Source organism: Bradyrhizobium sp. CCBAU 51745 (assembly GCF_028128715.1).
Taxonomy (GTDB): Bacteria; Pseudomonadota; Alphaproteobacteria; order Rhizobiales; family Xanthobacteraceae; genus Bradyrhizobium; species Bradyrhizobium manausense.
On the sequence record NZ_LBJP01000087.1, the window covers coordinates 1 to 25003 of the forward strand.

Genomic DNA, 25003 nt, shown 5'->3' on the forward strand with positions numbered 1-25003 from the left:
ATGATATCCTCCTTCACTGCACTTGACGCTCGAGATTCCACCGCGGCAAGGGCGGGGTCCATACCATTGGCCCCCGACTTGCAAGGATTGGCTTTGGCAGTATGCTCGGATCGCCTGCGCTCATATGTCCGGCCTATTTTCGGGTCTTGCGAGCACCGGCCAAGATGGGCTTCGCGGACAGTGAGATCCAAACACGAGAGCGGCATTTTCTGCCGGTAAACCGAGCGGAGCATTTCACTGACCGGCTTGCGCCGAACGTACCACCTCTTCCTGTCCTGCAAGTTCCGCCCCGAGCGTCAGACCTGCGGTGCTGACGCCAAACTTGGCATTTCGTTCATGCCTATATTCTCGAAGTACGACGACGCTATCGCGAACGCGGTCAGCCCATTCCTGACGCTGGGTGGCGTGAAAGGAAAGTCCAACAAGGTCCGGCAAACGGGGCGCTCGGCAGGCGATTCCGTAATATCGCGGCGTGGCGGGGCCGATGGACAAGGAGTAAATGTGTTCGCCAACAATGCAGATCCTGCTCAGCACGTTTCCGTAACTGCGCAAGGTCTGTTCCGCATGACTATGCCGGTCGCGGGGGTACCCTTTCGACCGCGCCTGGCTTACAAAGCCCTCGTTAAGATGGGGCTCGCGCTGCTGCCCGACGACGAGGCAAAGCACTACACCAAGCTTCGTGCCTGGCTGCTCGATGTGGACGACAAGGTCGATTTTCCCAATCTTGGCATGGGCATGTCATTCGCTTCCGTCGGTAACGCACCGCCGATTGTCGTAGGCGCACTGCTTCGTCGGACAAATCCAGGCTCTGACTCATATGTGGAACGGCCCGGGCTGCAAGAGATTTCTCTGGTTGAACAAGGGATGACGGTGCGGTCATATGTTCGGCCTGTAAACGCGGCGCCTGGCCGCTGGCCACGATGATATCCGCGGAAGCAATCGCCCAATCAATTTCTCGCGCTCGAAGCGCAGTGAGTCAGGCGGTCTGATCGCTACCGGGAATGTGGTCATTCGGGGTTCATCCAGATTGCACCTTGCCTCCTCGGCAGCTTTCTTCTTCCGCCGGAGAGCTCTTAAGATTAGGTTTTCAGCATTGCAGCCGGCGCCTGATAGATGCCGCCTCTGACCAGCAAGGCCCAGATGGTGCGCGCGATCTTATTGGCGAGCGCCACCGAGACGACCTTGACCGGCCGTCTTTGCAGCATGGTCCGAATCCAGAGCGGGACTTTCAAGCCTCGTTTAGCCAGCTTGATGATCGAGGTCGCACCAACGATCAAGAGCGTCCGTAGTTGCCGATTTCCACGCTTTGATATCGCCCCGAGCTTTTCTTTCCCGCCGCTCGACCGTGCCCTCGGTGTTAACCCCGTCCAAGCCGCAAAATCTCGTGCAGTCGCAAAACCGCGAGCATCCGAGACCGATGTCCGAACGGTAGCGGCGATGAGAGGACCGACGCCCGGAATGCTCATCAGGCGCCTGGCATCGGGGTCCTTTCTGACGGCAACCAAAATCTCTCTGTCGAGCTTCTCTATGCGGGTTGTAAGAAGCTCAATCTGTTCAGCGAACTGGATCAGGGCAAAGCGGGCGGCGCCGGGGATCCTATTGTCTTTTTCGTCCCGGAGAAGCACCAGGAGTTTTGCGATGCTTGCCATGCCTGTGCCGGCGATAATGCCCAATTCGGCCATATGAGCACGCAGGGCATTTGCAGTCTGGCTGCGCTGCCTCATCAGCATCTCTCGCGTTCGCAAAATCATGCTGGCTGCTTGTTGTTCGGCAGTCTTCACCGGTACGAATCGCATTGTCGGGCGGGTGACCGCCTCACAAATGGCTTCAGCATCCGCCACGTCGGTCTTGTTTCGTTTGACGTAAGGCTTCACGTAGGCTGGCGGCATCATGCGGACAGCGTGGCCCAGCGCCGCGATCTCGCGTGCCCAGTGATGGGCACTCGCACAGGCCTCCATACCTACCAAGCAAGTTGGAAGGCTCCGAAAGAAGGGCAGAACCTGCGATCGCCGCAATGTGCGACGAACCAAGACTTTCCCGCTTTCGGCGATGCCGTGAACTTGAAAGATTGACTTGGCCAAATCCAAACCCACCGTGATAATTTTCTCCATGGAACGGTCCTTCCTTTGTGGCGACTCTCTACGCGACCACGTTAGGCACTTTTGATGCCGGTTCGAAGGGCCGTTCCACACCATCACTTTTGATGCAGTTCGAGGGATCTCTGGCGCATTGATTGGAGGAGAATCAGCGCCATGCAGCAAGCACTCCACCGCTCCAGTCTGGTGCCGCGTGGGTTTGTTGTAGAGAGTGCGTGCTACGAGGGTGACAAGGCCGTCATCACGGTCCGGGCGTCCGGAAGTGTCGGCTTGTGTCCATCATGCGGGACAGTTTCGCGGCGTATCCATAGCCGGTATCGGCGCCGCGTGACCGATCTGCCGCGCTCGGGGCGGATCGTCCAGCTCCTGGTAATCGCACGCCGCTTCCGCTGCGATGCCGTCCTATGCGGGCGCCAAATCTTCACCGAGCGCTTCGCCGAAGGGGTACTGGCGCCATCGGCGCGACGCACGGCAAGGTTGGACTCTATCGTCCATCACCTCGGTCTGGCGCTTGGCGGTCGACCGGCGGCAGGCTTCGCAAAACGGCTGATGCTGCCAGTGAGTAAAAAACGCTGCTGCACGTGGTCCGACGCCGTAGTCGTCCGCCGGCCGCCCCGCTCAGGATTGTCGGCATTGATGATTCGGCTTGGCGGCGCAATCACCGATACGCCAGCAACATCTGTAACCTGAAACGGCGCCGGGTCGTCAGCCTGCTGCCGGATCGGGAGCGTGCGACCGCCCAAGCCTGGCTCGCTGCGCATCCCACGATAGCGATCGTCGCCCGCGATCGTGGCGGAGGGTATGGCGAAGCGGCAGCCAAAGCCTTGCCGCACGCGGTACAGGTCGCGGATCGTTGGCATCTGATGGAGAACGCCAGCCGAAGAGGAACGAATCGCGGAAAGCTCGTCGTGGATTGATCCACGGGGGCAGGTGATGAAGACGCCGGATGACGTGGCGGAGATGTTGCGCCTGAGGGCGTGCGGGTGGGGTCTGAATCCTGGGTGACGTAGATGGCATTCAATCTTCCGTCGGCCTAGACCAAGCCGGCCCCGAGGGTAATTAGCCGTCAGTTCTTTAAAGCTCTGAACACCGCAGCTCGGGGAGCACACAGGACATTCACCGCTCCGCTGTCGCCGCCGCTAGCATCCTTGCCGGTTAAGACTCGACGGCGTTCTCAACGTCGAACCAAGCATCGGGCCAAGGCGCGTCAGCTTCTCGTAAGCTAGCGCCCCCAATAAGAGATCGCTACAATTGATAGCGCGCAAAGTCGCGCAACGAGTGGCAACAGTTTTGGAGAGCAACATGGTGCTGTGGAGTCCCCGGCTCCTCCGATCAAGGTGGAGAGCTGGCTGCGCGGAGAGCTCCTCACGAGCTTCCAGCCCGGGAAGGTGTACCGGCGGCGAGTGGCAACTAATTTGACGATCTGACGGTTTACACGAAGAATGCTAAACGACTCCTCCGTCATCAAAATGCACGTGCGCACAGCCATGGGGGCGGCCGGACCAAGGCGGCTATCGCCATGCGTCTGAAGACAGGTGAAGATGAATGTTGTCAATCGGCGCTTTTGATTGCAGCTTGTGGTCAAGCTGCCGTTCTTTCTCTCCAGGGACACGCCGGTAGCGATTGCTCCGTCGGAGCTGGTCGGGGTTGCGGAACGATGTGCTTTTCAAAGCCAGGCGGCCCTGTTCAGCGCGAGCTCCGCCCTGCTCAGAACCGTCGGGTAGAGTGATCCTTTGTGCGGCTCTTCCGACTACTAAAGTGCATGTTTTCCGTTCACGGAAAGGCCCCAATGGGCAAGGCCGAATTCCATTCGACAACGTGATTCGCCTCTATCCATGCCTTACCACTCGCTTGTCCCCCCCGAGCTTTCGATTGTCCAGATCCTTTCCGAGGCCGATAAAGTGATCCTCCTGGCTCGGCCGAAGTCAGCTGTCTCAAGCTGTCCCTGTTGTGGCTGTCAGACCGGCCGCGTGCACAGCCATTACGTGCGCCGCTTAGCTGATCTGCCGTGGCAGGATCGGTTTGTTGAGATCCGTCTTCACGCACGGCGTTTTCGATGCGCTAACTGGCAATGCGCACGACAGATTTTTACAGAGCGGTTGCCGCAAATGGCGCGACCGAAAGCGAGGCGAACCTTGCGTCTCTGCGACAGGCAATTGGCGATCGGATTCGCGATCGGCGGGAAGCCGGGTGCAAACCTTTCTCGCAAACTTGGTATGCCTGCCAGCGGCGACACACTGCTACGGATGATCCGCGCGGTCGAGTTCAAGCCGCCAGAGCCGCTGCGCGTGATCGGCATTGATGACTGGGCCTGGCGCAAGCGCCAACGCTACGGAACCATCATCTGCGACCTTGAACGCAACCGCGTCATCGATCTCTTGCCGGACCGAAACGCCAATACGGTCGCACGTTGGCTAAAACACCGGCCAGGCATCGAAGTGATTGCCCGCGATCGTGCCGGCGTTTATTCCGAGGGTGCCCGTCGTGGCGCTCCCGACGCAATGCAAGTCGCTGACCGTTTTCATCTTCTTCAAAACCTGAGCGACGCGCTGCATTCGGCAATTAGCCGTCATCGCAACGCCCTCGGTGTCGCTGTAAAGGCCATGACTGCCGAGGTGGTCCATGGAGATAAAACTAAGCCCGAATCGCGGCCCAAAGAGGCTCCCACAAAACTTGATCAGCTGCGTCGCAAGCGGCGGAGTGATCGCCGTTCACATTATGCCAAAATCCTCGACTTGCGCGCCAACAGCTTGTCGCCGCGCGAGATCGCGCCGAAGATCGGAATGAGCGTGAGGACGGTCGAGCGCTGGCTTGCCGCGGGTGGTGAGCCGGAGCACCGGAGGCCGCGCGCCCACTCAGTCCTCGTTGGTCCTTTTAAAGATTATCTAGAAAAGCGCTGGGACGAAGGTGAACGCCGCGCGTCGCAACTATGGGCCGAAATCAGGCTCAAGGGTTTTGAAGGCAGCAAAGCGACCATCTACCGATGGACTGCTGTGCGAAAGCTACATGCCACGTCAAATCTGCAGTGGCGAGCGCCCTCCCGCCGTGATTGTGCACGGCTCCTAATGGGAGAGCTTACATTGCTCGATGAGCAAACGAAGCGGTTCCTTCACCATCTTCAGGAGGTTGCGCCGGAGCTTTCGGACGCCGCCAGGCTTGCCCGACGATTCGTGGCAGTTATACGGGGACAAGATGATGCGAGTCTCCAGCAATGGATTGAGGATGCTTCAAACAGCGAACTGGCTGCCCTGGCAGGAGGTATTGCCAGGGACATTTCGGCTGTTCGGGCAGCGATCAAGCAACCCTGGAGTACCAGCCCCGTGGAAGGACATATCAACCGCCTCAAGACAATCAAGCGCCAGATGTACGGTCGTTCGGGATTTGCACTGCTCAGAAATAGAGTGCTGGCAACGGACTGACAATGCACAGTCGCCTAGGTGTTTTGTCCCAGATTTTGATGGTGCATCCTTATCGCACGACTGCAAATCCTGGACTTCCCAGCCAGAACGATTCAAACTCAATCCGCTCCAGAAAATGCCGGGACTAAACACCTAGGACGACACTCCAAGAGGAGAGCTGCACCAAATATGCGGAAGATCCACACCTGGATGATGCGTACGTCGGCCCCGTTCTCCAGCAGATGGGGCGCGAATGGCCGAACGTATGCACTGTCACCGACTTGCTCAAGCCGGCCGCAGCACAGGCTGAGCGACAGGCGGCGTGCAGCACATTTGGGACGAGCGGACGCTCGTCGTCGCGACCGGGAAATAGCCATGATTTTCCGCAGATTCCTCAAAAGCTGCGGCGATACGTAACGGTCTGTGCCGCCCTTGCCGTGCTCGCCCGGATCAACATCCGTTGGCTGCCAATGTCGACAACCTTCAAGAGGACCACTCCCGATACGCGCAAGCCTGCGGCATAGACAGCGGTCAACGCGGTACGGCTCTTAAGGCTCGGGTATAGCGCGACAATCTGGATGAGAAGTGCGCGATATTTCGCCGCGAAGGTCACGCCGCCTTTGCCGTCAGGGACCGGCACGAACTTGGTGCCGAGAACGTCTTTGACATCTGCCTTCGGTGCCGCCCGTACCAGGATTTCCTTCGCGAGCAGCAGCGTGCCGGCGTAGAAGTTGCGCACGGCCGAAAGCGCCCGCTTCGCGTCGTTGTGCTCATAGTCCTCGATCCCGAGCTGAATGGACTGAATGGCATTGTCAAATAGCGTAATCATGGCCAAGCGGCCCCTTACATCGTCACGAACTCAATATTGCAAGCAATGGGCGCGGCTACGGGACTTGAACCCATATCCCCCTGCCTCTAGGTTGGTGTTGCGAAGACCCCTAGATCGAAAGCAGGCGCTCTATCCTTTGAGAGGCCGATGCCGCCTCCAGCTTCTTGCGCTTGAGGCGTGCCTGCTCGGCGGCCTTGGTGAACTCCGGCTCGATGGACTTGAGCTTTTTCACCAGCCCGTCGAGTGAGAAGGCGTTACTGGTCTGTAGCTTCTTGCCGAGGTATCGCGCAACGCGCTTCAGGTATCCCTTCTTTTCAAGCTGCGTCAGAACCCGCTGGACCTGCCGGGGGCTTTTGCCGATGCGGGTGGCGATGGTCTCTTTTGCCAAGAACGGATAATCGTCCGCGTCCCACCAGTGCATGAGAAGCTGCGCCGTGATATTGAACTGCAGCGGCGACAGCTTGAGCTTTGCCTGCGCGCGCAGCAGCAGGTTCGGCATCTGCACGCTACCTCCCCTTGCCCAAAGGCCTCGAACTAGGCATAGAAACTGGCATCATCTCGCGCCACCGATAGGCACGGCGTGAGGTGCTGGTACGGTTGGAAAGGGGGAGGTCAGTCCGTCCCAGCACGCCTACGAGCCTCTCTACTTTTCCTGATTAGCTTACTTTTGTAAGTTAACACCTCAGCGGGCGAAATCAGGTTTTCCTCGAGAATTTGCCGTCGAAAAACCACGAAGACTGATCATTGATCGCGGGATGCTTTCGCGGTGCCTGCTGCCCTTTTTACTTGGTCCGGTTCTTTTCGGCCGCGATGCGGACCTTAGGCCAATCCTCTCCGAACGTAACGAACGAGAGCGACTGCTCCTTCGTCAACTCCTCCACAGGGAGGATCAGATTTTCGCGGGTGTTTCGCCCAACGATGAACCCCGACAATGCTCCGGATTTCGATATGACCGGGGCGCCGACACTTTGCTTGTTCGCAAATGGACGGCCACGAGAGGTGGCGAGGCCGCAATACGGGAGGAGGAGATCCTCTTCCTTCCCATCTTTGATCCGCACCTTGAAGAGCTCCCCGGTCAAGCGGCCGAGCTTGTTGTTTTTGGCTCTGGTCAACTGATTACGACGAGAACCCGAGGCGGTCGGAAGAACTTCTTCCGCATTGACGCGTCTAACCCGGAAATTCGGCCGATCCCACAGATTGTTGCGGAAGTCACGGACCGTAACCATCTTCTCCGACGACTGGACGGGATCGTTAAAAAGCGGAGATGCCTCGAGCTGGACCGCCTGGAAACCGATGTCGGGAGACTTGGCACCCAGCACTTCAACGACCGGTACGAAGTGCCCCATCCGTACGTTAGAACGCCCCGACCCACGGACCAACTCGCAAAGGCCGGAATGAACCTTGCCGAGCCGGGAATGCGGCGTCATGAGTGCGAATACCGCCGGTCCTTTTCGGACCAAAGCGGACAGCATCATCTTGGCGTCCCTCTTGCCGTCGATCCGAACCTTCACCAGCGTGCCTATCCGCAAGGCATTCGAGCTCACGCTCGATGGTTCGCGCAGACCCCTCAGCTCAGTCTTCATAATCGATGCCTCTCGTAGTGTCGGGCTCGCCCAGCTCCACCAGAACAGGCCCAACCATCAACGGAAATAGATCGAAGCTTTCGGCTCGTTTAGTATCAGCTGGAGGTAAATTTACTTTGATGGGCTCGCCCTCAATGTTCATCCGCGTGAGGCGAACGTTCGAGAAATCCAGATCGTAAGCCCGGGAAATCGAATCGAGCGAACGCTCGAGCGAATCCACGAGCACTTTCATGCTGATGGCCGCCTTCCCTACTCCTTTACGCGTCCACCCGTATTTCGCGGAGTCGTACCCGGGCAGTATGGCCGCATCGAGATGCTCGAAGGACAGCTCCCCAAGACGGGCCAGATCGGCGTCATCGAGGATACGTACCGCAGCCGGCGGGGCACCGTGCCGCACCATCACTTTCGCGAACCGCGTCGTCGGCGGCTCTATGCATTCGGAACCGCCGGCGTCCGGCACCATGGTCGCGCGGTTATCGACGGTCCGGAGGCTGCCCTTCACGTGGGTCACGCAAGCGGACGGACCATTGCTGAAATGGGAAAGGAGAAGCTTGTTGATGGGCGCGGCCGAAAAAGAATAGGCACTATTGCTCTCGTGCAATAGCGTGACGGCAGGCGCCGGACTGCGCTTTATGAAAGGCCTGATCTCCTCCGCATCTTCGTCTTCGAGATGTACTGCCGAGTAGAACGGGCATAGATCGTGGCTGTCCTTTGTCCCGGGGACGACGCGCGCCCGCCGCTCGTCTTCGATCGCCTTGACATCCGCCTTCATCGGCTTTTTCGATAGCCGGGCCGCCAGAATGTGCGCCGCCTTCGTCACGTCCTTGCCGAGTATCGGGGAAAGCGCGTCGATGAGGCCGCCGTCGCCCGATCCGCTAACCATGATCTCCCCACCGCTCTCGATGATCGACGAGGGCGACCAGTAGGGAGGAGTCTGCAGATTCCCGAACTGCCTTTCGGCTGCGAAGCCCGTGGCGAGGACGCAGATATCGGCCTTCAATACCGTCCTCTTGGCGTCCGCGAGCGTGATCTCGATCGGAGTCGCTGTACGATCGATATGGTCCACTTCCGCGTGAATGAATGCGACGTGCTTGGCGAATCCCTCTTCCCATTCCTTCTTCATGGCCTCGACGACTTCGGTGACCGGCGCCTGTGCCCAGTTCATGAACGGCAATTCGGTGGCAGGTGTTGGTTCCTGGAATGGCCAGAAGATAATGTTAGGATGGAGCTCGCGATGCGTCGCGTTCCGGTAGTGGCTGAAGTCGACTATCTCCTTGTCAACGATGGTGACGCCGGCTCCCAGGCTGCGGAAGGCGGCTGCGATGGTTCTGCCGGCCACGCCTGCCCCGACGATGCACACGCTGCGATGACCGGGGGCAAGATGTCGATCGGTAATCTCCGCCGCCAGCGCAAGCGCCCGTAACTGCTGCGAATAGAAGTTTTGCTGCGGCAGATACGGATTAAAGACGAAGAGATGGTCGGTAAGTCTGCACGCCTCGTAAACGTGCGCGCTGCGTTCTGGGTCGATCGGCATGCTTCTTCGATGGTGGCAGTCGTACCGCCGCCCAGGCAAGCGACGATCGATGAAATGAAGTTTTGCAATAGCTAGACAATGACTATCACGGCACAGGTGCATGCCGCGTCCGCAGGAATAGCGAAGGCCGTCTCCGTCCCCGAAGACACGCGCCCACCCCCGTTCGATTGGCCCGTGACAAGATAGCAACAACTGCCAGTTGCGTAAAGCGGTTTGTTAGTTTCGAGAGCTAAAACAAGGCCGAAGCAATACACACGACGGATAGGGTGCGTGGAGTAAATGTCTCCTCGCATCTCGCCTTATTTCCAATGGCCGAGCGGGCGCGCGCCGCGCGACTTGATGTAGTCGAGTGACCTCGTTGAAGCGGGCCTCGAATGCGCGCAAAACCATGGGACCCAGCGGCGCGCGGCCGCCATCTCGACGCTGATCTTGTCGGAGAACTATTTAGAGCTTTGTGGCCGATAGGATGGTCTCGGCCTCGTTGCCGTCGAACCCCTTGTCGGGCTGCTGGGGCGACTTGCGGACCCGGACCTTGACGCCGGCGGCCGGATTTTCGGCGAGATCTCGCTGATCATCGCCGTACTGCAGGATCGCGCGGGTGCCCGCCGTCCTATCAGACGGACGTTGTATATCGATGGTTGTCCGGAAGAGACGGAAAAACCCTTTCAGATCAAAAGGGCAGCTGATTTTCGGAGTTTTCGAGGGTTCTGGCGGAGAGGAAGGTGATTCTAATCTCCATCGTGCTCGTGGCGAGAACGCCTCTTACACCAACTATACCAACGGCACTAAGGGGCTGACCGCCGACCAAGGACGTGCGGTAATGGAAACGATGCGAGTTGAAAATTGCGAGGAAGACCCAATGATCGCTTCCTTGGACTGAAAGAAGACCAACTGCAATTCGCGCGTTGGACCTCTTCAATGTGATCGTGGTCGAGTAGCTCAGCCATTTGGCTTTCGCCCTCACAGATCCGGGCAGGCGGATTTCCCGCACCCGGCTCTTCCCGAGTAACCCGCGTCATATCCGCGCCTGCGCCCAAGTGCGAGTGATGCGTGGAACGGGCAGATGGAAGCGAGCCGTCAGAGTCTCGAACTCCGACCAGCCCATGCGCCGACTTTTCTGGCTGCGCCGTCTCAGACAGCGCATCCACGTCCGACGCACTTCGCGGTAGAAGCCGTTGAGCGCTGGATAATTGTGCGGCCTGCCGTAGTAGCCGTAGTGTCCACGCAGAACAGCGGCGAACCACTTGTGCTGCGTGGCCAGTGACTCGTGCATGAGCCGCCAGGCGTCCTGGCGCAACGCCGTCAGCTTGCGCGTCAGGCGTTTCCCTTCCGTCTTGTGCTTCACGATGAACCGGCCGTCCCGGGTCCGCCCGCAGTAGTGGGTGAAGCCGAGGAAGGCGAGGGTCTCGGGTCGCCGCTCGCCGCGCCGCTGACGCGAGAGGGCCGCGAACCGGCCGAACTCGATCAGCCGCGTCTTGCCCTCATGAAGCATCAGGCCAAAGCTGGCCAGCCGCACCTTGAGGGCCAAGAGCATCTCCTGCGCATCCGCCTTGCTCTCGAAGCCCATGACGAAGTCGTCGGCATAGCGCACGGTCACAACGCGACCCTGTGCATGGCGACGGCGCCATTGGTGGACCCAGAGATCGAGGACGTAGTGCAGGAAGATGTTGGCGAGGAGCGGGCTGATGCCCGCCCCTTGCGGCGTGCCCCTGTCCGTTTCTTGCTTCTCGCCGCTCTCCAGAACGCCGGCCCTCAGCCACAGCCCGATGAGCCGCAAGATGCGAGGATCGGCGATCCTGTACGCCACCATCCGCAACAGCCACTCGTGGTCGACCGAGTCGAAGAAGCTGCGTATGTCGGCATCGAGCACCCAGTTCACACGCTGGCTCATGATCGCCGTATGCAGGGCATCAAGCGCCATATGAGGATTCCGCCCCGGCCGGAAGCCGTAGGAGAAGCCGAGGAAGTCGGCCTCATAGACGGCGCTCAACATCTCGGCCACGGCGCTTTGGACAATCTTGTCCTCTAGCGCCGGCACACCGAGAGGTCGCTTACCGCCATCGGCTTTTGGGATGTAGACTCGCCGCACCGGCTGTGGCCGGTAGCGACCAGTGTGGACCCGTCCGCAGAGGTCGCGGATGTTATCCGTGAGCCCCTCTTCGTACTTCGCCACCGTTACCCCATCGATCCCCGCGCTGGCCTGTCGCTTTTGTCGTCGAAACGCCCGAAGCAGAGCGTCCTCGTCGATGTGGTGCAACAAGGCTGTGAACCGGGTTTGGGCAGCCTGCTTGGCCGCCGCGTTCACCCGATCGAGGTTCGGCGGCAAGGCAACCCGTCTCTGTGTCCGGACCCTGGCCTTCTCGCGCGGGCTCCCCTCGGGCTGGCCCCTTCCCTCCATACGTCTCGTTTCCTTCGACGACTTCACAGGTACTATGGACCAGTCCGAATCCCGACCTCAGCTCGGACCGCGGCTCTGGCAGTGCCTTGCCGCTGTCCCCCACTGGAGACCAATCCAATGGACCCGGTCGGGCCTCTCATGTTCCGATGATTGCCTTCCATGCGTGATGCGGCCATCGACCCCGACGGAGCGGCATCGTCTCGCATAACGACAATGCTCATGCTGCCTTCGTGACTAGGGAACACACTCGGCCTCCGCGAACATCCACCTTTCGAGGCTCATTCCCGCACCCCGCATGGCTCCTGTCTACACTTCAGACCTCGCGTTGCCGCGACGCCCGCAAGACTCGGTCCCGGCTTGCCTGCTGCGGCTTTGGCCGGATGGGACTTGCACCCACAAGCAATCATCAGCTTGGCATGACGTACTCCCATTGCGTGGTGTAGCAGGCGGCGGGTCACCGCGTTCACCGGCCAGGGCCGGGCAGGTCAGCTGGCAATAGCCGGAAGGCTGACGGTGGGATCATCGCTCAAGGGCGCGATGGTTTCCAGCGTCATGTAGCGGGCACGCTGGACGGCCCATTCATCGTTCTGTTCGAGCAGGATCGCGCCGATGAGGCGGACGATGGCGTCTTCGTTGGGGAAGATGCCGATGACCTCGGTGCGCCGCTTGATCTCACCATTGAGGCGTTCGATCGGATTGGTCGAGTGTAGCTTGGTCCGGTGCTGCGGCGGGAACGTCATGTAGGCGAGCACGTCGGTCTCGGCCTCGTCCAGGAAGCCCGCGAGCTTGGGCAGCTTCGGGCGGAGCTGGTCGGCGACCTTGCGCCATTGCGCCTGGGCTGCCTCCGCATCGTCCTGGGCAAATGCGGTGGCGATGAAGGCGGAGACGACGCGCCGCCCGCTCCTGCCAGCATGCGCCAGCGCGTTGCGCATGAAGTGCACCCGGGGGTCGTTGAAAAAGCTGCAATTGGCTGATTCCGTTTTGGTCGGCGATTCGCGATCGGCGGAGCAAACGAGATGCTGGGGCGCAAGGAGCGGGATCAGTTGGAGCTCTTCATCACTGGCACGCTCAGACAGCTCGTCCCAGATGAGCACGTGCTGGCGCGGGTCGATCGTGTACTTGACCTGTCCTGGCTCAGGGAAGAGGTCTCCGACTGCTATTGCATGAACGACGGTCGGCCAGGCATCGATCCGGAGGCCGCGGTCCGCCTGATGCTCGCGGGTCTGCTGACCGGCATCGTACACGATCGCAAGCTGGTCCGGGAGGCTCAGGTTAACATCGCCATTCGCTGGTTTGCTGGTTATGGCCTGCATGAGCAGCTACCGCACCATTCCAGCCTGACGCGCATCCGCCAGCGCTGGGGCGAAGAGCGATTCCGTAGGATCTTTAAACGCACGGTCGAGGCCTGTCTGAACGCCAAGATCGCAACAGCCGAAGTGGTTCACATCGATGCGTCGCTAATCCGCGCCAATGTGAGTTGGGACAGCCTCACCGAGCAGCATGTGGTGGATGTGCTGAGCGAAAATCAAAGCGAAGATGAAAGCGAGGATGAGAGAAAGGGCCGGCAAAAGCGGGAAGTACAAAAAGGTCTGCACGACTGATCCCGATGCGACAATGGCTACGAATGCCAGAAACCGGCGGCTGGAACCCGCTTACAAGCAGCACACAGCCGTCGATGACAAGGTCGGTGTCATTCTGGATGTCGCGGTCACGACTGGACAAACGAACGAAGGAGAGATGATCGAGCCGCAAGTCGATGAGGTTGAAGCGATTACAGGCATCGACATCAAGGTGGTCACGGCCGATGCGGGCTATGCCTACGCTAAAGTCTACGGCGCGCTCGAGCGGCGCGGCATTGATGCCCTCATTCCAGCTAAAGCTGAACCAATCAAGAGTCGCGTACCGCTCAGACGCTTCCGGTACGATGCCAAGAACGACATCTTGAAGTGCCCGCGAGGGCGTATCTTGCGTCCCGCGCGGCCCATCAAGCACGGCCGTTTCTTTTACTCGAAGGCGAAGGATTGCGCCCGATGTCCACTCAAGGGCGATTGCCTATCCAAAGGGCGGGTTAACAAAGCGGTCGTTGTCGGTGACCATTATCCGGCACTGCTGCGCGCCCGCCGCCGTCGCGAGCGATGGAGTAAGCAGGATCGACATCTCTATCAACGCCATCGCTGGCGCTCAGAGGGCTTCCACGGCGAAGCCAAAACTTGGCATGGGCTGGCGCGCGCCGTACGGCGCGGTCTACCGAATATGAAGATCCAGGCCTACCTGACGGCCGCCGCCATCAACCTCAAGCGGCTGGCAACCGCTCTCATTGTGCTTATTCTGCCTCGGATTGTCCTTCAAAATGCGTTTGCGGCTTCAGATCGGCCGTAGCGCGAGCCTTGACGCGAGGGCCAGGATAAGACCGGTCGCTGCATCGCGCGAAATCCATTGGCCACTTCTTCAACGACCCCACGCGGCAGCGCTGCCAGGAGGCATTGAGCACCTTGGCTACGGTGGCCTTGATGCCCTCATGGGCGTCGGAGACGACCAGCTTGACGCCACGCAGGCCGCGGCGGGCGAGTTTGCGAAGGAACGCGGTCCAGAACGTCTCGGCCTCGGATGGGCCGATGTCCATGCCGAGAACCTCGCGCCGACCGTCGCTGTTGACGCCGACCGCGACGATCACCGCGACAGAGACGATGCGGCCGTTCTGACGCACCTTCACATACGTGGCGTCGATCCACAGATATGGCCAGTCGCCCTCGATCGGCCGGGCGAGAAAGGCCTTCACCTTCTCGTCGATCTCTCCGCACAGCCGGCTCACCTGGCTCTTGGAGATGCCGCTCATTCCCATCGCCTGGACGAGATCGTCCACCGAACGGGTCGAGACGCCCTGCACATAGGCTTCCTGCACCACGGCGGTCAGAGCCTTCTCGGCCATGCGGCGCGGCTCCAGAAAGCCCGGAAAGTAGGAGCCCTTGCGCAGCTTGGGGATGCGCAACTCGACCGCCCCGGCGCGGGTCTCCCAGATCCGGTCGCGGTAGCCGTTGCGCTGGGCCAGACGTTCGGGGTTCTTCTCGCCGTAGGCGGCCCCGGTCTGGCCTTCGACTTCCAGCTCCATCAGCCGCTGGGCTGCAAAGCCGATCATCTCACGCAACAGATCGGCATCAGGGATCTTCTCCACGAGCGTGCGCAGGTTCATCATGTCGTCGGTCATCGGTGGTTCCTCGGTTGCGTTGGCGTGTCGCAACCCGATCCTACCGGAGAACTGCCGGTGACCACCGCAAAGCCGCCCGCCCGCTACGGCGCTATTTGAGGGCGCGCGTCCGGGCGGCTTTGCTCTACCGAACTACACCACTACTGGGGACACGACCATTCCGCATTCCGCGTGCCGCGCCGACCATTTGCCGATAGTACAGAGCCTCACTCGTCCCGCGCGAATTCGATCCCACTGTTGTTGTAGCCGCCATCGAGCGAAAAAAACCTTTGTAGTGTGGCCACCACGGTTCAGGTCGAGCGGCTGACGCAGTAGCTGCGGCTGAAGCGTCATTTGCGCACAAAACATGCGAGTCACGCGCGAAAATCGCCGCCAACCAGCGCGAGGAAACGCGTATTCGAGCCGAAGGCTTGCGCGATTAGACGGCGTTCGCGCAAGCTTGGGGTTCTCGGTGAGTGAGCGATCTACTCATCCCGATGCTTCCTTCAGTCGCCCTTTGGGGCGTTTCCTCCCTGACTTGGCCGTGCGGAACGTCCGCACGGCCCATTTTCGAACCAAAGAATGGTGGAGCGGGCCGACTAACAGACACCGGCGTTAAGCGCACGAAGCCAGGCCCGGCGTTGAAATTTGCGGCATGACCTGCGGCTTCTGCAGGCGATCTGCGCCTTCTCGCTCTCGCAGATCTGGGCGATCCGACGCAATCGCAATTCAATGATGTCAACGATGAGGTTGCGTAGAGGTATGGGAAAGGTAGTAAGTTTCCCTGGCCATTATTTCAGCCGGGATTTCAGCTTCAAGGTTTGCGAGCGATGCGACGGCATCTCCGATGGTTTGACAACTCACTGCCCCGGCGTGAGCTTGCCGCCGCTCGTCGGCTGCAATGTCGCCGCCGGCCTGCTCAACTATGACGAACGGTGCGGCGGTTGGCACTGGCGCGTGCCACGGCTTTCGCACAAGCCAGTGTAATGATTGCTTCCGCGCTGAATCTGCGAGTAGAGAGCACGCGTCCGCAAAGCGAGTACCGGTCCGCGTGCAACGGAGGGCGGAAGATTAAGTGCGCTCCACTGAACCGTCGTGGGGACTGTGGAAGCTATTGCGCATTCTCGCCTCCTGTCGGCGTAACGTGGATTATTCCCTTGCATTACCGCACTTGAACGCCGCACGCCCGCCGCCCATGGGCGACGCTGCTACCAAGTCTTGCGGCATGTCGGATAAGAAGGCACCCGCAGAGGGGCAGTGATAGCGACGCCGGAATGAAATGACGGCGGGACCCGACCCGGATCGCAAATTCGTTCTTAAGCAGGCGATGCACTCCAATCGCGTAACCGGAAGTGAGCAGTTCGCGGGCGCGTATTGCGCTCAATGGCTCGAGGTCCCGCCGTTGCGAATCCCACCATTGCGTTAGCAGCCGGAACGAATGACGGGAAACAAAGATTCATCGTTATCAGGAGCTAGCTTCATGCTGATAGCGAGTGAAAGAAGGTCGGCGATACGGACACTCCACGGATGGGCGACCTGCTGTCGCGCTTCGCGGCACATCTACTGCGCTCCAGGGAATATTCAATAGCTAGCGTGGTTCGAAATGCTTGAAACCTGGTGCAGGAAGTATCAAGCCCATCACTGATGACAACGAGTCGATCTAGCAGTCGATGACAGGATTGACGCGCCGAACTGGCATATGATCGGATCACAGATTTTTACCACCGAGCCCCTCTCTCATGCACACGACTTGTGGTCTTACTTCAACGGCTAGTCTACCAGCGCAATGGAGAAGAGCGGCGCGCCGGTTTTGTACCAAAGGAAGCTGTCTCGCTCCTCAATGGGGCGCGAAGTGGATTTCGATCCTGACCGCAACCGGATGGGCGGGCCGGCATTGCGCGAAATGTTGTTTACTCAAGAGTACTTTCGCCGGCTGGCTCGGGAATGTGAGCTCGCCGCGCGCTTTTTCGCGCCGCTTGACGGCGACGCCTCAAAGTACGCCCCTGAGGAATCCGAGCAGGAGCGTTGCCGGAAACTCTGCGTCCGCAACGGCTCCCACCTCTCCAGATCGGCGAGGATAACCAGGTCACGTGGCCCAAGGAGGAAGAGCTTATCACCTTTGAACAATACCGCCTGGTCCTCATGCCCAAGACCAAGGATCACTTGCAGTCGGTCCACATCGACCTGACGGCCAACTATCTCGACGAACGCAGCGCCTTGATGGGCGTCTCTCCTTCTCAGCTGCACCGGCTCGATGCCGGAGGCAATCTCGATCACCGGCTGGTAGCGCTTGGCGGAAGCGCTGAAATATATCACGCCCGAACGCCGCCGCTGAAATAACTGCACGTCGCTCGGGCCGTGCGGCGTCGAGATGTTGAATTTGTGCTCGATGTGCTCGCGGTTGATGAAGCCGAACACGCGCAACGTTTCCGAATCCGCTCCTGGCGCTGCTGCACAAACCAGCTGTAGCCAAGCGCGCCCTCTTGATCATTGCGCACCTCGATTACGTCGGGGTCAGCTTGTGGCGGTCGCCGTTCCAGATCGTTATCGCTTCCTCGGGCGCGCCGACCGCCTTGGTCGAGACCTTCATGCCGTAGGGTTCGCTCGCAACGAAGGCGCCTGCTCGCATCCTCCTGGATCAGGACCGGGTAGCGCTTGGCAATCAAGCACCTCCGGATCGGACGCCTCCGATTTCGTGTTGCTCTCACTGGTATTCGGATCAACTGCCATTCTGTAATCTGCCTCGAGCAGCTCTACCAGGCGCTCGATGCGAGCGATCCGGAATGGATGGGCCGGCTTGGTCATCAGGGCAGGCCCCTCGGATCGAATGCAGAATCCAATGATGAAGATCACGAGTGTGCAAGGAGTGGCGTTCATGCGCCGGGCTGTTGGTCCTCTGCCGAATGCCAGTCCGCGCCGTGGAGGCGGATCATCTCGCGACGGGACCGCTCGATGAAGACGCGCTCAACGCAAAGGCCGGCGGTGACTGAAGCCGCCAGCGCAAGGCCGCAGGCGATATAATCATTCATGAAATTCCAAAACATGTTGCTGCCTGCGACGCCGACAAAAGTAAGTGCCATGACGGTATTGCGAATTGCCTTAACCACGTTGTCCCCCAGCCGGTCGGCGAGGCACTTTAGCATTGCAACCAAGGCACTTAGCAGCGTTTGATGGTTGTGATCCGCCGTCTTTCTGCTCAATCAGCTTGGGTCCGGCCGTGTTGTCGCGCCCCGTGGAATCCGATCGATACCGTATCTCGCTCTGTGCCATGAAACGTGGTGACGATTTGGCAGACAGCCTTCGCCAGCCGATAGGACGCAGCATCCGCTTTGCAGAAGTTTCTGCGGCCAGCGCAGCCGAGCAGAACAAATAGCACTGCATCTCTGGACCATAGAACGAGGCGTTCTCGGCGTCGGCAGCAATTCGTGCGGGCTCAATCCGTTCCAAAGCCCACGCACGAAAGCGCTTCGCATTTCGCCAATCATTCGCAGAATTTCGGCATCATGAGGCCTACATCAGAGAACTTCTGCTTAATTGCCCAATACTATCATTACTCCCGTTGGGCAACGAAGCGAGCGAACGAATGGCCCGTTTCTACTTTAATCTGGCAGGCAAGCAGAATGTCGACGACCCCGGCGGGTTAGCATTCGAAGACGAGCTGCAAGCCTTCCGTGCGGCAGAATGCCTAGCAAAAGATCTGGCGAGTGCTCAACCTCTGCTGCGGGGTACAACCTGCGTGGTCGTTACACGCAAGGACCGAGGTGAGGCCTATTACGTAAGCGTGTGACTGCGCTCCCGAATCAAAGGTCTCGGCCACTACTGACGTATCATCTGCCGGGAGCAGTCGCCCCGAGTTGTGGGACTACCGAGCCGATTGAGGGAGGGCTCGTTTTCCCTAGTTAGACTTGCCTGCAACGCCACCGTCAGGCACGATTTCGAAGAACCGCGATTGCACCATCTCCATCAAGACCTATATCGGCGCGGTCGAAGCGGCGCACGATGATGGCTGATTGGGCCGCGTTCTGCGATGGCAAGCGGGCTGCGGACGGCGTGGTCGTGCCGATGTCTCGCGCGATTGCGTAACGAACATCTTTCTGACTTTCGTATCGTGGAGAACCTGTTTCCCACCAAGTAGAACTAGATGCCGTAATGGGCCCTGCTCCGAGCAAGGGGTCATGATGGTGGCTGTCCCCCGATAGATGATGAAACGGGGTCACGACTTGAGTCGGCCCCAAGCATCTAGAGACGGAGGACAGCCGTGGAGAACTATGCCGGAATCGACGTGTCATTGGAACTGTCGAGCGTGTGCGTTGTGGATGCTCCGGCTCCGCATACTCGGCTCACACACCGACGACTGGAGCGGGATCCCCGCGATGACCAAGCAGAGCGAGCATAGATCAGCATGGCCTATCTGCAGAAGCAGCTCGCTAGGCAGCGAAAGGCCCTTGGTGAGCACGACCACTGGCGCGATCGCGGCGACAGACTCGAGCCGGCATTGCTTGGACCTAGCGTCGACTGAAAACCCCGACACTGACGAAGACAAGATCATGCCCGTACAAATGAACGCCGAGCTTTTCTGCAAGCTGCAGGAACTGTCCCGCCATAACGCGGTCGCCCGCGCGCTTGTCTTCTTGTGGGAAACCGGCACCCTGACCTACGAGGACTGGGCGACAAAGGCGATCTCTCTTCTCATTGATCAGAACGAAACGCTCTCGGCGATCGCCGTGGATGCGGAGAAGCGCGCCTGCCGCCTGCCCAAAACTCCGCCCGTAGCCTCACCCACACGTTGAGAGAGATCGTCCCGTGTCCGACACCCCCAAGACCGGAACACCGCACCCCGCGCCCGCGCTGCGGCTTGTCAGCGGCGCGAAACAGGAGCCGCTGCGCTGCCCCGCCGCCGGCCGCGATGCCGAAAACGAGAAGGCGCTTTGCTTCTACTTCAACCGGCGCGTGACCGATGACGAGATGCGGCAACTTCACGCGGTCATACGGCAGGCGGCAGCCTACTCGCCGATCATCGACGGCCAGCCCAGCAAGCAAACGACCGGAGTCTCAGAGCAGGAGGCGGCGTCAGTGCTGCGGCGCTACCTGCTCATGCGCGAAATTGACGGTCACTGAGAAAGTTCCTCTTTTGCATCCGCGCCCCCGACAACGCCAAATCCACAAGGGCAGTGGTGGTCCTACCGTCTCATCGACGGACGAAAATGCTGGTACGCGGGCGAGCCCATGCTTTCGAACTATTTGCTGGAATTAGAAGACTTCGACACTTTTGAAGAGCGATGGCGTGCCAGGATCTCCAGTCCGCAGAAGGCGAGCGACTGCCCGATATTCTTGACTAAGCGATCCCGCATCGCGCTCATGGCGGCGAGGACTTTTGACCGGCCGGTCGCGGGCGTACACCGGTTACGGCACGCAGTCACGCGCCCCCGAGCGCCTCCGAAAAACGCACCTCCGCAACTCGTGCGCAGCGGCCGTCAAATGGTAGACTACGATTCTGCCCGAAACCGCGTTGACTCGACTGGGCCTCCCGCGATACAGGCCCAACTCACCTACCCTGCGGCGACGCTCGGCTTCGCCATCTGCGGCATGCAACTTGGGCAAATAATGAAACCGCTTCTCACCTGTGTGGCGGCCATGGGCCGCCTTATCGCCATTGTCTCACAGCGTATCCGGCGTTTTGAGCTCGTGGCGGATCAGCTCTTCCTTTAGCTGTCGTTCTGCTTCCAAATAGAACTCTTGATCCCTCTCCTTTGGCATTCCGGCTTGCTGCCACAGATGACATGCTCGGCGCTCGATGTCCTTTTGGGTTGGAGGACCTGCCATGTGCGTTACTCCCGATGAGACCAACCCTGAGGCTGGCCACCCTCTCTAAAATTTGTCCGTCACTAAATCTCCTCGGTGGTTAGTTCGTTCAATCTTCCCCGGAACACATCCGCCTGATCATTGCTGTTGGGCTCCGGGGCATCTCCGCTCCGTACGGAAGGGTTACAAGCTGATCCTACTGTCTCGTGCCGTTCACTTCATCGCTGAAGTAACTGCCTAGCGCGCCCAATTTGGCGATGGTCCGGGCTCGCTTAATTCGTTCCAAATCCGGGGTGAAGCAAAAGTCGAGGGCATTGCAGATTTACAACCCGCACAGCCATTCGAGATACTAAGCTAGTCCATTGAGACGACCAAACATATTTCATTCTTAGTTGAGTACGATCAGGGGGCGAAAGGTGTTTGATGTCTATCGCAATGACAAGCGCGACTTGCTCGTTCTAGGTACAGGCTCTGCCGTACACGTGCTTTACTCTGCACATAAGTGGCGCAAGAGCAGAAAACGAGTTCTCAAGGTCAGCGGCGAAATCAAGTCAGCCGTTCAGGCACGCCTTGTTGACCGGTCGTGATCATTCGCGTCGGCGACGATGGCGCCGATCCCGGTAGAACACGCCGACCAGGCCGGCAATAAGGCTTGTATAGAGGACGTGGGGGACAATGGAGGGCAAATACTGCTTACTCGCTCACCGCTGTGAGCGCCCTGCGGGCGGCCAATCGGCTCCTTCGTTCGGGCGACGATCAGAAGGCGGCGAACGATTATCTGCTGACCTGCGCTTCCTCGGAGACGACAAGGATTGAAGCAACGCAATCCACCGGGAGCAACAAGCCGCCGCCTCGGCCCATCAGACGCGTTTTCACGGTGATGATCAGCGCTTGCGAGGCCGGTTCGTGGAAAATTTTCGCGATTGGGTGGGCTCCTGCAAAAAGACTATCTTTTCAGCCTCCACCGCATTCTGCGGTACCGGCCGAAGAAGGCCTCCCTTGTGGTCTCCCATATCTCCCCAAGCGACGAAGGCAGCGGCTCAAACAGGCGGCGTCTCAGCAATTCCTCGGCGTATATTCAGATCAGGACAACCGCATCTAGCGTCGTGCGCCACGATTCGTCGGCCGACCGCCGGATTTCACTGATCAATGAAGCCGTCTCGTTTGCGGCAACCGCTGGCATCTGACGGAGCGGATGCTCGAGCGGAGAACTGCACCGCTAAATATGAACACGGGCATCGGACTTTCGTCGCCGTCAGGCGCAAGTTTTCCTACTCCGCCTTGCTTGGCAAAAATTCGCTCGCCTACGACCGCTATCGCAGGAATGCGCTAACTCCCGATGTGGAGCACCGCGACAGCAGAAAACTCTCATTTTCATTGACCGCTGCAGCGGTCAACATGATTGGACCCACAATTGCTCAGATCGAGACTTCCATGAGCACTTTAGAGGCAAAGGTCGAGTGTGAACCTTCTGTGATTTCTATCGTCGCACGGCCAAGGCTGACGAAAGCTGGGCTGAAGGACGATCTGAACCTGATCACCACGCCGACGAAAATTGAAATCAGGGAGGGGTCTCTGCCGGCGCGATCGACGCTCCGAATAACAGAAGCAGGCACCGCAAGTGATCACAGCCCAGCTATCGCGCTGGGCGACATTTTACGTTAACGTTTGCCGGTCGGTCCATATGCGTACTCGAATCCGATCGCCCCGGAGGCAGAAGGCGATCATCCGACCGCTTGATCCTTCCCACCCTCAGGGTTGGGATAATCCGGACAATGAGGAAGTTTGGCTTGAGCTGGCGCGCGCCATCGGACGGCAGATTGCACGAGACGAAAACGACGGTCTGGACCAGCCGAAAGGAGGAAGGGCATGATGACGGGCCCAACAAAAAAGAGGGCCGTGTTATACGCCCGCTATTCGAGCGACATGCAAAAGGCGACCTCGATTGACGGTCAGCTATTGCTCTGCCGGAAGATCGCAGCACGCAACGACCTAGATGTCATCGGTGCATTTGTTGATGCCGCGAAGTCTGGCCTAACCGAAAATGCGAGGGACGGCTATCAGCAGTTGCTCAATGGCGTGCGAAACCATGATTTTGATGTTGTGATCGTTGAGCATTTCGATCGCCTGTCGCGCGATCCCGCAACCATCCAGCGTCTCAAGCAAGTTTTCGAGTTCAATGGCGTTGAGCTGATGGATCAGAAAGGCGTTTACGCGACTGCCACCGACATCAGCATCGCAAGTCTCTACAACACGATTTATAAGCCGCAGCTCGCCGACAAGGTTCGGCGTGGCCATGATAATGCTGTCGCTAGTGGAAGAATTCCTGGCTCATACGCTTACGGTTACCGGCCAAGGCCGGGCGCGCCCGGTGAGCGCGTGATCGATGAGAACGAAGCGAAGATCGTGGTCCGCATCTTCACCGAATATGTATCGGGGCGTTCAACCCGACATATTGCGGCCGATCTCACGCGCCAAGGCTTGCCCTCGCCTGGGGCCACCCGTCACAAGAACAAGGCTGGTCGCACGACCTGGAATCATCAGTGCATAACTGGCGGTCGCCACGGTCGCGGCATTATCGGCAACGAGCTGTATATCGGCGAAATACATTGGAATGTTCGATCAACAATTCTGAACCCGGAAACGCAGAAGAAACAGAAACGCCGCAATCCGGAAGACCGGCACATCATTGTCAAGAAGCCCGAGCTGAGGATTGTTCCGCAAGTGCTTTGGGACAGGGCGCAGAAGGTTCGCAGCGGCCGCGCCATCCATATGTTCGGACCGACGGGCAAGCCGCGGCGCCGTCCTGTGATCCCGCGCAATAATGAGCACCCACTTGCTGGGGTCCTCCGGTGTGGCGTCTGCAACGGGAATATGCGAATCGCTCAATCCTCCAGGAATGGCGCTCCGCGCGCCGCATGCGCCAACGCTCATCAACGAGGCACGTGTGAGCACACCCGGAGCTTTGACATGGACGTGCTACTTGAGGATGTCTCGAGCAAAATGGAATTAAAATTGCTTTCGCCCAAAGCGATGGAAGAGGCGATGCGTGCTTGGAAGGAGGAGCGCAAGAACGATCGGAAAAAGAACAGCGAACACGCAAATTTAGAGCGTAGACTCCGTACGTTGACCACTGAGATCCAACGCTTGTCATATGCCATCGCAAACAGCCGTCGCAAGCCGGATGAGTTGCTCAAGCGGATCGATGAGTGCGATGTGGAACGGGAAACCGTTAAGGAGCGCTTGCGGCTTCTGGGTAGTGGCAGCGAAAACGTGTTCCCGTTCGACCATCCAAAGTTCGGTGACCGATATCGTTCGGAGGCCAAGAGACTGGTCACCGCGCTGAAGATTAATCCGAAAGCCATCGAAACTCGCGTCGCCTTTCGCAACTTGATCGACAGCATCGTGGTGCGTCCGGTTCGCAAGCGGATGCCCTACGAATATACTCCGTACCTGAACAGCGCTTCCCTTTCTAGCATGAATCTTTTCCCCGAAGATCGACGCAAGACGAGAGAGATCAGCGCGTTCGTCTACTATGATAACGTCAAGTCAGAGAAATCCAGTTTGACGATATCGCACCAGCGCGAGGGTTTGATTTTCTTTGGTCGCTGGCGACAACAAGCATCAATCGCTATGCTCGCAACAAAGAGAAAGAGGTCAAATGGCAAAGCAGACAAAGAAGGCTATCAAGAAGCGAGCACCGCTCAAGGCAATTGTCCGCGAATTGCCCGCGGACGATCCTCGCAACATCTACCATCCGATGCACAAGGAAAAGTGGCTTGAATTGGCGCGCGCGCTCGGGAGAATGGAAGCCCGCCACGAATTCAATCGCTTGCTCGAAGCACGGAGACGGGCAGCGCAAAAGGATTAGCTAGTTCACTTTGCGTCGAGACACAGTGTTTCTTTTGGCCGACTTCGATTTGGCGGCTCCCCGACCGGCCTGTTCTTTTAGGGATTGTTGAATATCCTCGTCCGCCATCACTCGTCCAATCGCACCGGCCATATTCAGCCACGCCTCTCGGAAATGAGGCTGCGTGAAAATGTTACGCGGGTCGTCGTCCGCGAGAGGGCGCATGTGCGCTTGTATTGGTTGCCTAGTGTACTTACCCGTTGGCATCGGCGTGCTCCTAAAGTGCACGTCAACGATAATCGATGACATAATTGTTTTTCAAGAACATC

At 59.0% G+C, this 25003-nt stretch carries 17 protein-coding genes and 4 pseudogenes; 9 read left to right on the forward strand and 12 right to left on the reverse strand.

The features are described 5' to 3' along the window. Positions 1-336: 336 nt before the first annotated feature. Entirely contained in the window at positions 337-924 is a 588-nt protein-coding gene (locus XH98_RS27845) for a hypothetical protein (RefSeq protein ID WP_271620533.1), read from the forward strand. Between the two features lie 155 nt (positions 925-1079). Here XH98_RS27845 and XH98_RS27850 read toward each other — a convergent pair whose 3' ends face one another. Continuing rightward, entirely contained in the window at positions 1080-2111 is a 1032-nt protein-coding gene (locus tag XH98_RS27850) for an IS110 family transposase (RefSeq protein WP_271620534.1), read from the reverse strand. 141 nt (positions 2112-2252) lie between these two features. On the opposite strand from XH98_RS27850, the pseudogene XH98_RS27855 reads away from it, so the two are divergent. Further along, positions 2253-2977 (forward strand): annotated as a pseudogene (locus tag XH98_RS27855) (ISL3 family transposase); the annotation flags it as partial. A 954-nt stretch (positions 2978-3931) separates the two neighbouring features. Further along, on the forward strand, positions 3932-5515 hold the full coding sequence (locus XH98_RS27860; RefSeq protein ID WP_271620535.1) for an ISL3 family transposase: 1584 nt from the start codon (positions 3932-3934) through the stop codon (positions 5513-5515). A gap of 373 nt (positions 5516-5888) precedes the next feature. Here XH98_RS27860 and XH98_RS40950 read toward each other — a convergent pair whose 3' ends face one another. The 6 genes and pseudogenes from XH98_RS40950 to XH98_RS27890 form a co-directional block, all read right to left on the reverse strand. Continuing rightward, positions 5889-6329, reverse strand: a complete 441-nt coding sequence (locus tag XH98_RS40950; RefSeq protein WP_333932746.1) for a hypothetical protein — start codon at positions 6327-6329, stop codon at positions 5889-5891. Between the two features lie 103 nt (positions 6330-6432). Further along, positions 6433-6822: a helix-turn-helix domain-containing protein gene (locus XH98_RS27870; protein ID WP_271620536.1), complete on the reverse strand. Its 390-nt coding sequence runs from the start codon at positions 6820-6822 to the stop codon at positions 6433-6435. A gap of 283 nt (positions 6823-7105) precedes the next feature. Further along, a complete protein-coding gene (locus XH98_RS27875) occupies positions 7106-7906 on the reverse strand; it encodes a hypothetical protein (protein ID WP_271620537.1) in 801 nt (266 codons plus the stop codon). Continuing rightward, positions 7896-9440: an FAD-dependent oxidoreductase gene (locus XH98_RS27880; RefSeq protein ID WP_271620538.1), complete on the reverse strand. Its 1545-nt coding sequence runs from the start codon at positions 9438-9440 to the stop codon at positions 7896-7898. The genes XH98_RS27875 and XH98_RS27880 overlap by 11 nt, the downstream gene beginning before the upstream one ends. 1015 nt (positions 9441-10455) lie before the next feature. Next, positions 10456-11865: a group II intron reverse transcriptase/maturase gene (ltrA, locus tag XH98_RS27885; protein ID WP_333932747.1), complete on the reverse strand. Its 1410-nt coding sequence runs from the start codon at positions 11863-11865 to the stop codon at positions 10456-10458. A gap of 458 nt (positions 11866-12323) precedes the next feature. Next, a pseudogene (locus XH98_RS27890) lies at positions 12324-12782 on the reverse strand (transposase); the annotation flags it as partial. Between the two features lie 72 nt (positions 12783-12854). On the opposite strand from XH98_RS27890, the pseudogene XH98_RS27895 reads away from it, so the two are divergent. After that, positions 12855-14217: pseudogene (locus XH98_RS27895) on the forward strand (transposase). A gap of 79 nt (positions 14218-14296) precedes the next feature. Here the strand turns inward: XH98_RS27895 and XH98_RS27900 are convergent. The 4 genes and pseudogenes from XH98_RS27900 to XH98_RS27915 form a co-directional block, all read right to left on the reverse strand. After that, positions 14297-15043 (reverse strand): annotated as a pseudogene (locus XH98_RS27900) (IS256 family transposase); the annotation flags it as partial. 1893 nt (positions 15044-16936) lie between these two features. Beyond that, complete coding sequence (locus XH98_RS27905; RefSeq protein WP_271620540.1) at positions 16937-17440, reverse strand: hypothetical protein; 504 nt, start codon at positions 17438-17440, stop codon at positions 16937-16939. A gap of 85 nt (positions 17441-17525) precedes the next feature. Then, positions 17526-17651: a hypothetical protein gene (locus XH98_RS27910; protein ID WP_271620541.1), complete on the reverse strand. Its 126-nt coding sequence runs from the start codon at positions 17649-17651 to the stop codon at positions 17526-17528. 244 nt (positions 17652-17895) lie between these two features. Beyond that, on the reverse strand, positions 17896-18222 hold the full coding sequence (locus XH98_RS27915; RefSeq protein ID WP_271620542.1) for a hypothetical protein: 327 nt from the start codon (positions 18220-18222) through the stop codon (positions 17896-17898). A gap of 383 nt (positions 18223-18605) precedes the next feature. On the opposite strand from XH98_RS27915, the gene XH98_RS27920 reads away from it, so the two are divergent. The 3 genes from XH98_RS27920 (at position 18606) to XH98_RS27930 (ending at position 20140) form a co-directional block, all read left to right on the forward strand. Beyond that, positions 18606-18809 carry a DUF6894 family protein gene (locus XH98_RS27920; RefSeq protein ID WP_271620543.1) on the forward strand — a complete coding sequence of 68 codons (204 nt, stop codon included), beginning with the start codon at positions 18606-18608 and terminating at the stop codon, positions 18807-18809. A gap of 661 nt (positions 18810-19470) precedes the next feature. Next, positions 19471-19812 carry a hypothetical protein gene (locus XH98_RS27925; protein WP_271620544.1) on the forward strand — a complete coding sequence of 114 codons (342 nt, stop codon included), beginning with the start codon at positions 19471-19473 and terminating at the stop codon, positions 19810-19812. A gap of 13 nt (positions 19813-19825) precedes the next feature. Further along, positions 19826-20140 carry a hypothetical protein gene (locus tag XH98_RS27930; RefSeq protein ID WP_271620545.1) on the forward strand — a complete coding sequence of 105 codons (315 nt, stop codon included), beginning with the start codon at positions 19826-19828 and terminating at the stop codon, positions 20138-20140. Between the two features lie 540 nt (positions 20141-20680). Here XH98_RS27930 and XH98_RS27935 read toward each other — a convergent pair. Further along, a complete protein-coding gene (locus XH98_RS27935) occupies positions 20681-20845 on the reverse strand; it encodes a DUF2934 domain-containing protein (RefSeq protein ID WP_271620546.1) in 165 nt (54 codons plus the stop codon). Positions 20846-21973: 1128 nt separating this feature from the next. Here XH98_RS27935 and XH98_RS27940 point away from each other — a divergent pair. Both XH98_RS27940 and XH98_RS27945 read left to right on the forward strand, forming a co-directional pair. Then, the gene (locus XH98_RS27940) at positions 21974-22489 is read left to right on the forward strand and encodes a hypothetical protein (protein WP_271620547.1); all 516 of its coding nucleotides are present in this window, start codon (positions 21974-21976) and stop codon (positions 22487-22489) included. A 204-nt stretch (positions 22490-22693) separates the two neighbouring features. Further along, entirely contained in the window at positions 22694-24607 is a 1914-nt protein-coding gene (locus XH98_RS27945) for a recombinase family protein (RefSeq protein WP_271620548.1), read from the forward strand. Positions 24608-25003 lie beyond the last annotated feature (396 nt).

Coding starts and splice junctions, on each gene's coding strand:
- XH98_RS27845 (WP_271620533.1), top strand. CDS start 337: ATGCCTATATTCTCGAAGTACGACGACGCTATCGCGAACGCGGTCAGC.
- XH98_RS27850 (WP_271620534.1), bottom strand. CDS start 2,111: ATGGAGAAAATTATCACGGTGGGTTTGGATTTGGCCAAGTCAATCTTT.
- XH98_RS27860 (WP_271620535.1), top strand. CDS start 3,932: ATGCCTTACCACTCGCTTGTCCCCCCCGAGCTTTCGATTGTCCAGATC.
- XH98_RS27870 (WP_271620536.1), bottom strand. CDS start 6,822: ATGCCGAACCTGCTGCTGCGCGCGCAGGCAAAGCTCAAGCTGTCGCCG.
- XH98_RS27875 (WP_271620537.1), bottom strand. CDS start 7,906: ATGAAGACTGAGCTGAGGGGTCTGCGCGAACCATCGAGCGTGAGCTCG.
- XH98_RS27880 (WP_271620538.1), bottom strand. CDS start 9,440: ATGCCGATCGACCCAGAACGCAGCGCGCACGTTTACGAGGCGTGCAGA.
- XH98_RS27910 (WP_271620541.1), bottom strand. CDS start 17,651: ATGCGAGCAGGCGCCTTCGTTGCGAGCGAACCCTACGGCATGAAGGTC.
- XH98_RS27920 (WP_271620543.1), top strand. CDS start 18,606: ATGGCCCGTTTCTACTTTAATCTGGCAGGCAAGCAGAATGTCGACGAC.
- XH98_RS27935 (WP_271620546.1), bottom strand. CDS start 20,845: ATGGCAGGTCCTCCAACCCAAAAGGACATCGAGCGCCGAGCATGTCAT.
- XH98_RS27940 (WP_271620547.1), top strand. CDS start 21,974: ATGAAGCCGTCTCGTTTGCGGCAACCGCTGGCATCTGACGGAGCGGAT.
- XH98_RS27945 (WP_271620548.1), top strand. CDS start 22,694: ATGATGACGGGCCCAACAAAAAAGAGGGCCGTGTTATACGCCCGCTAT.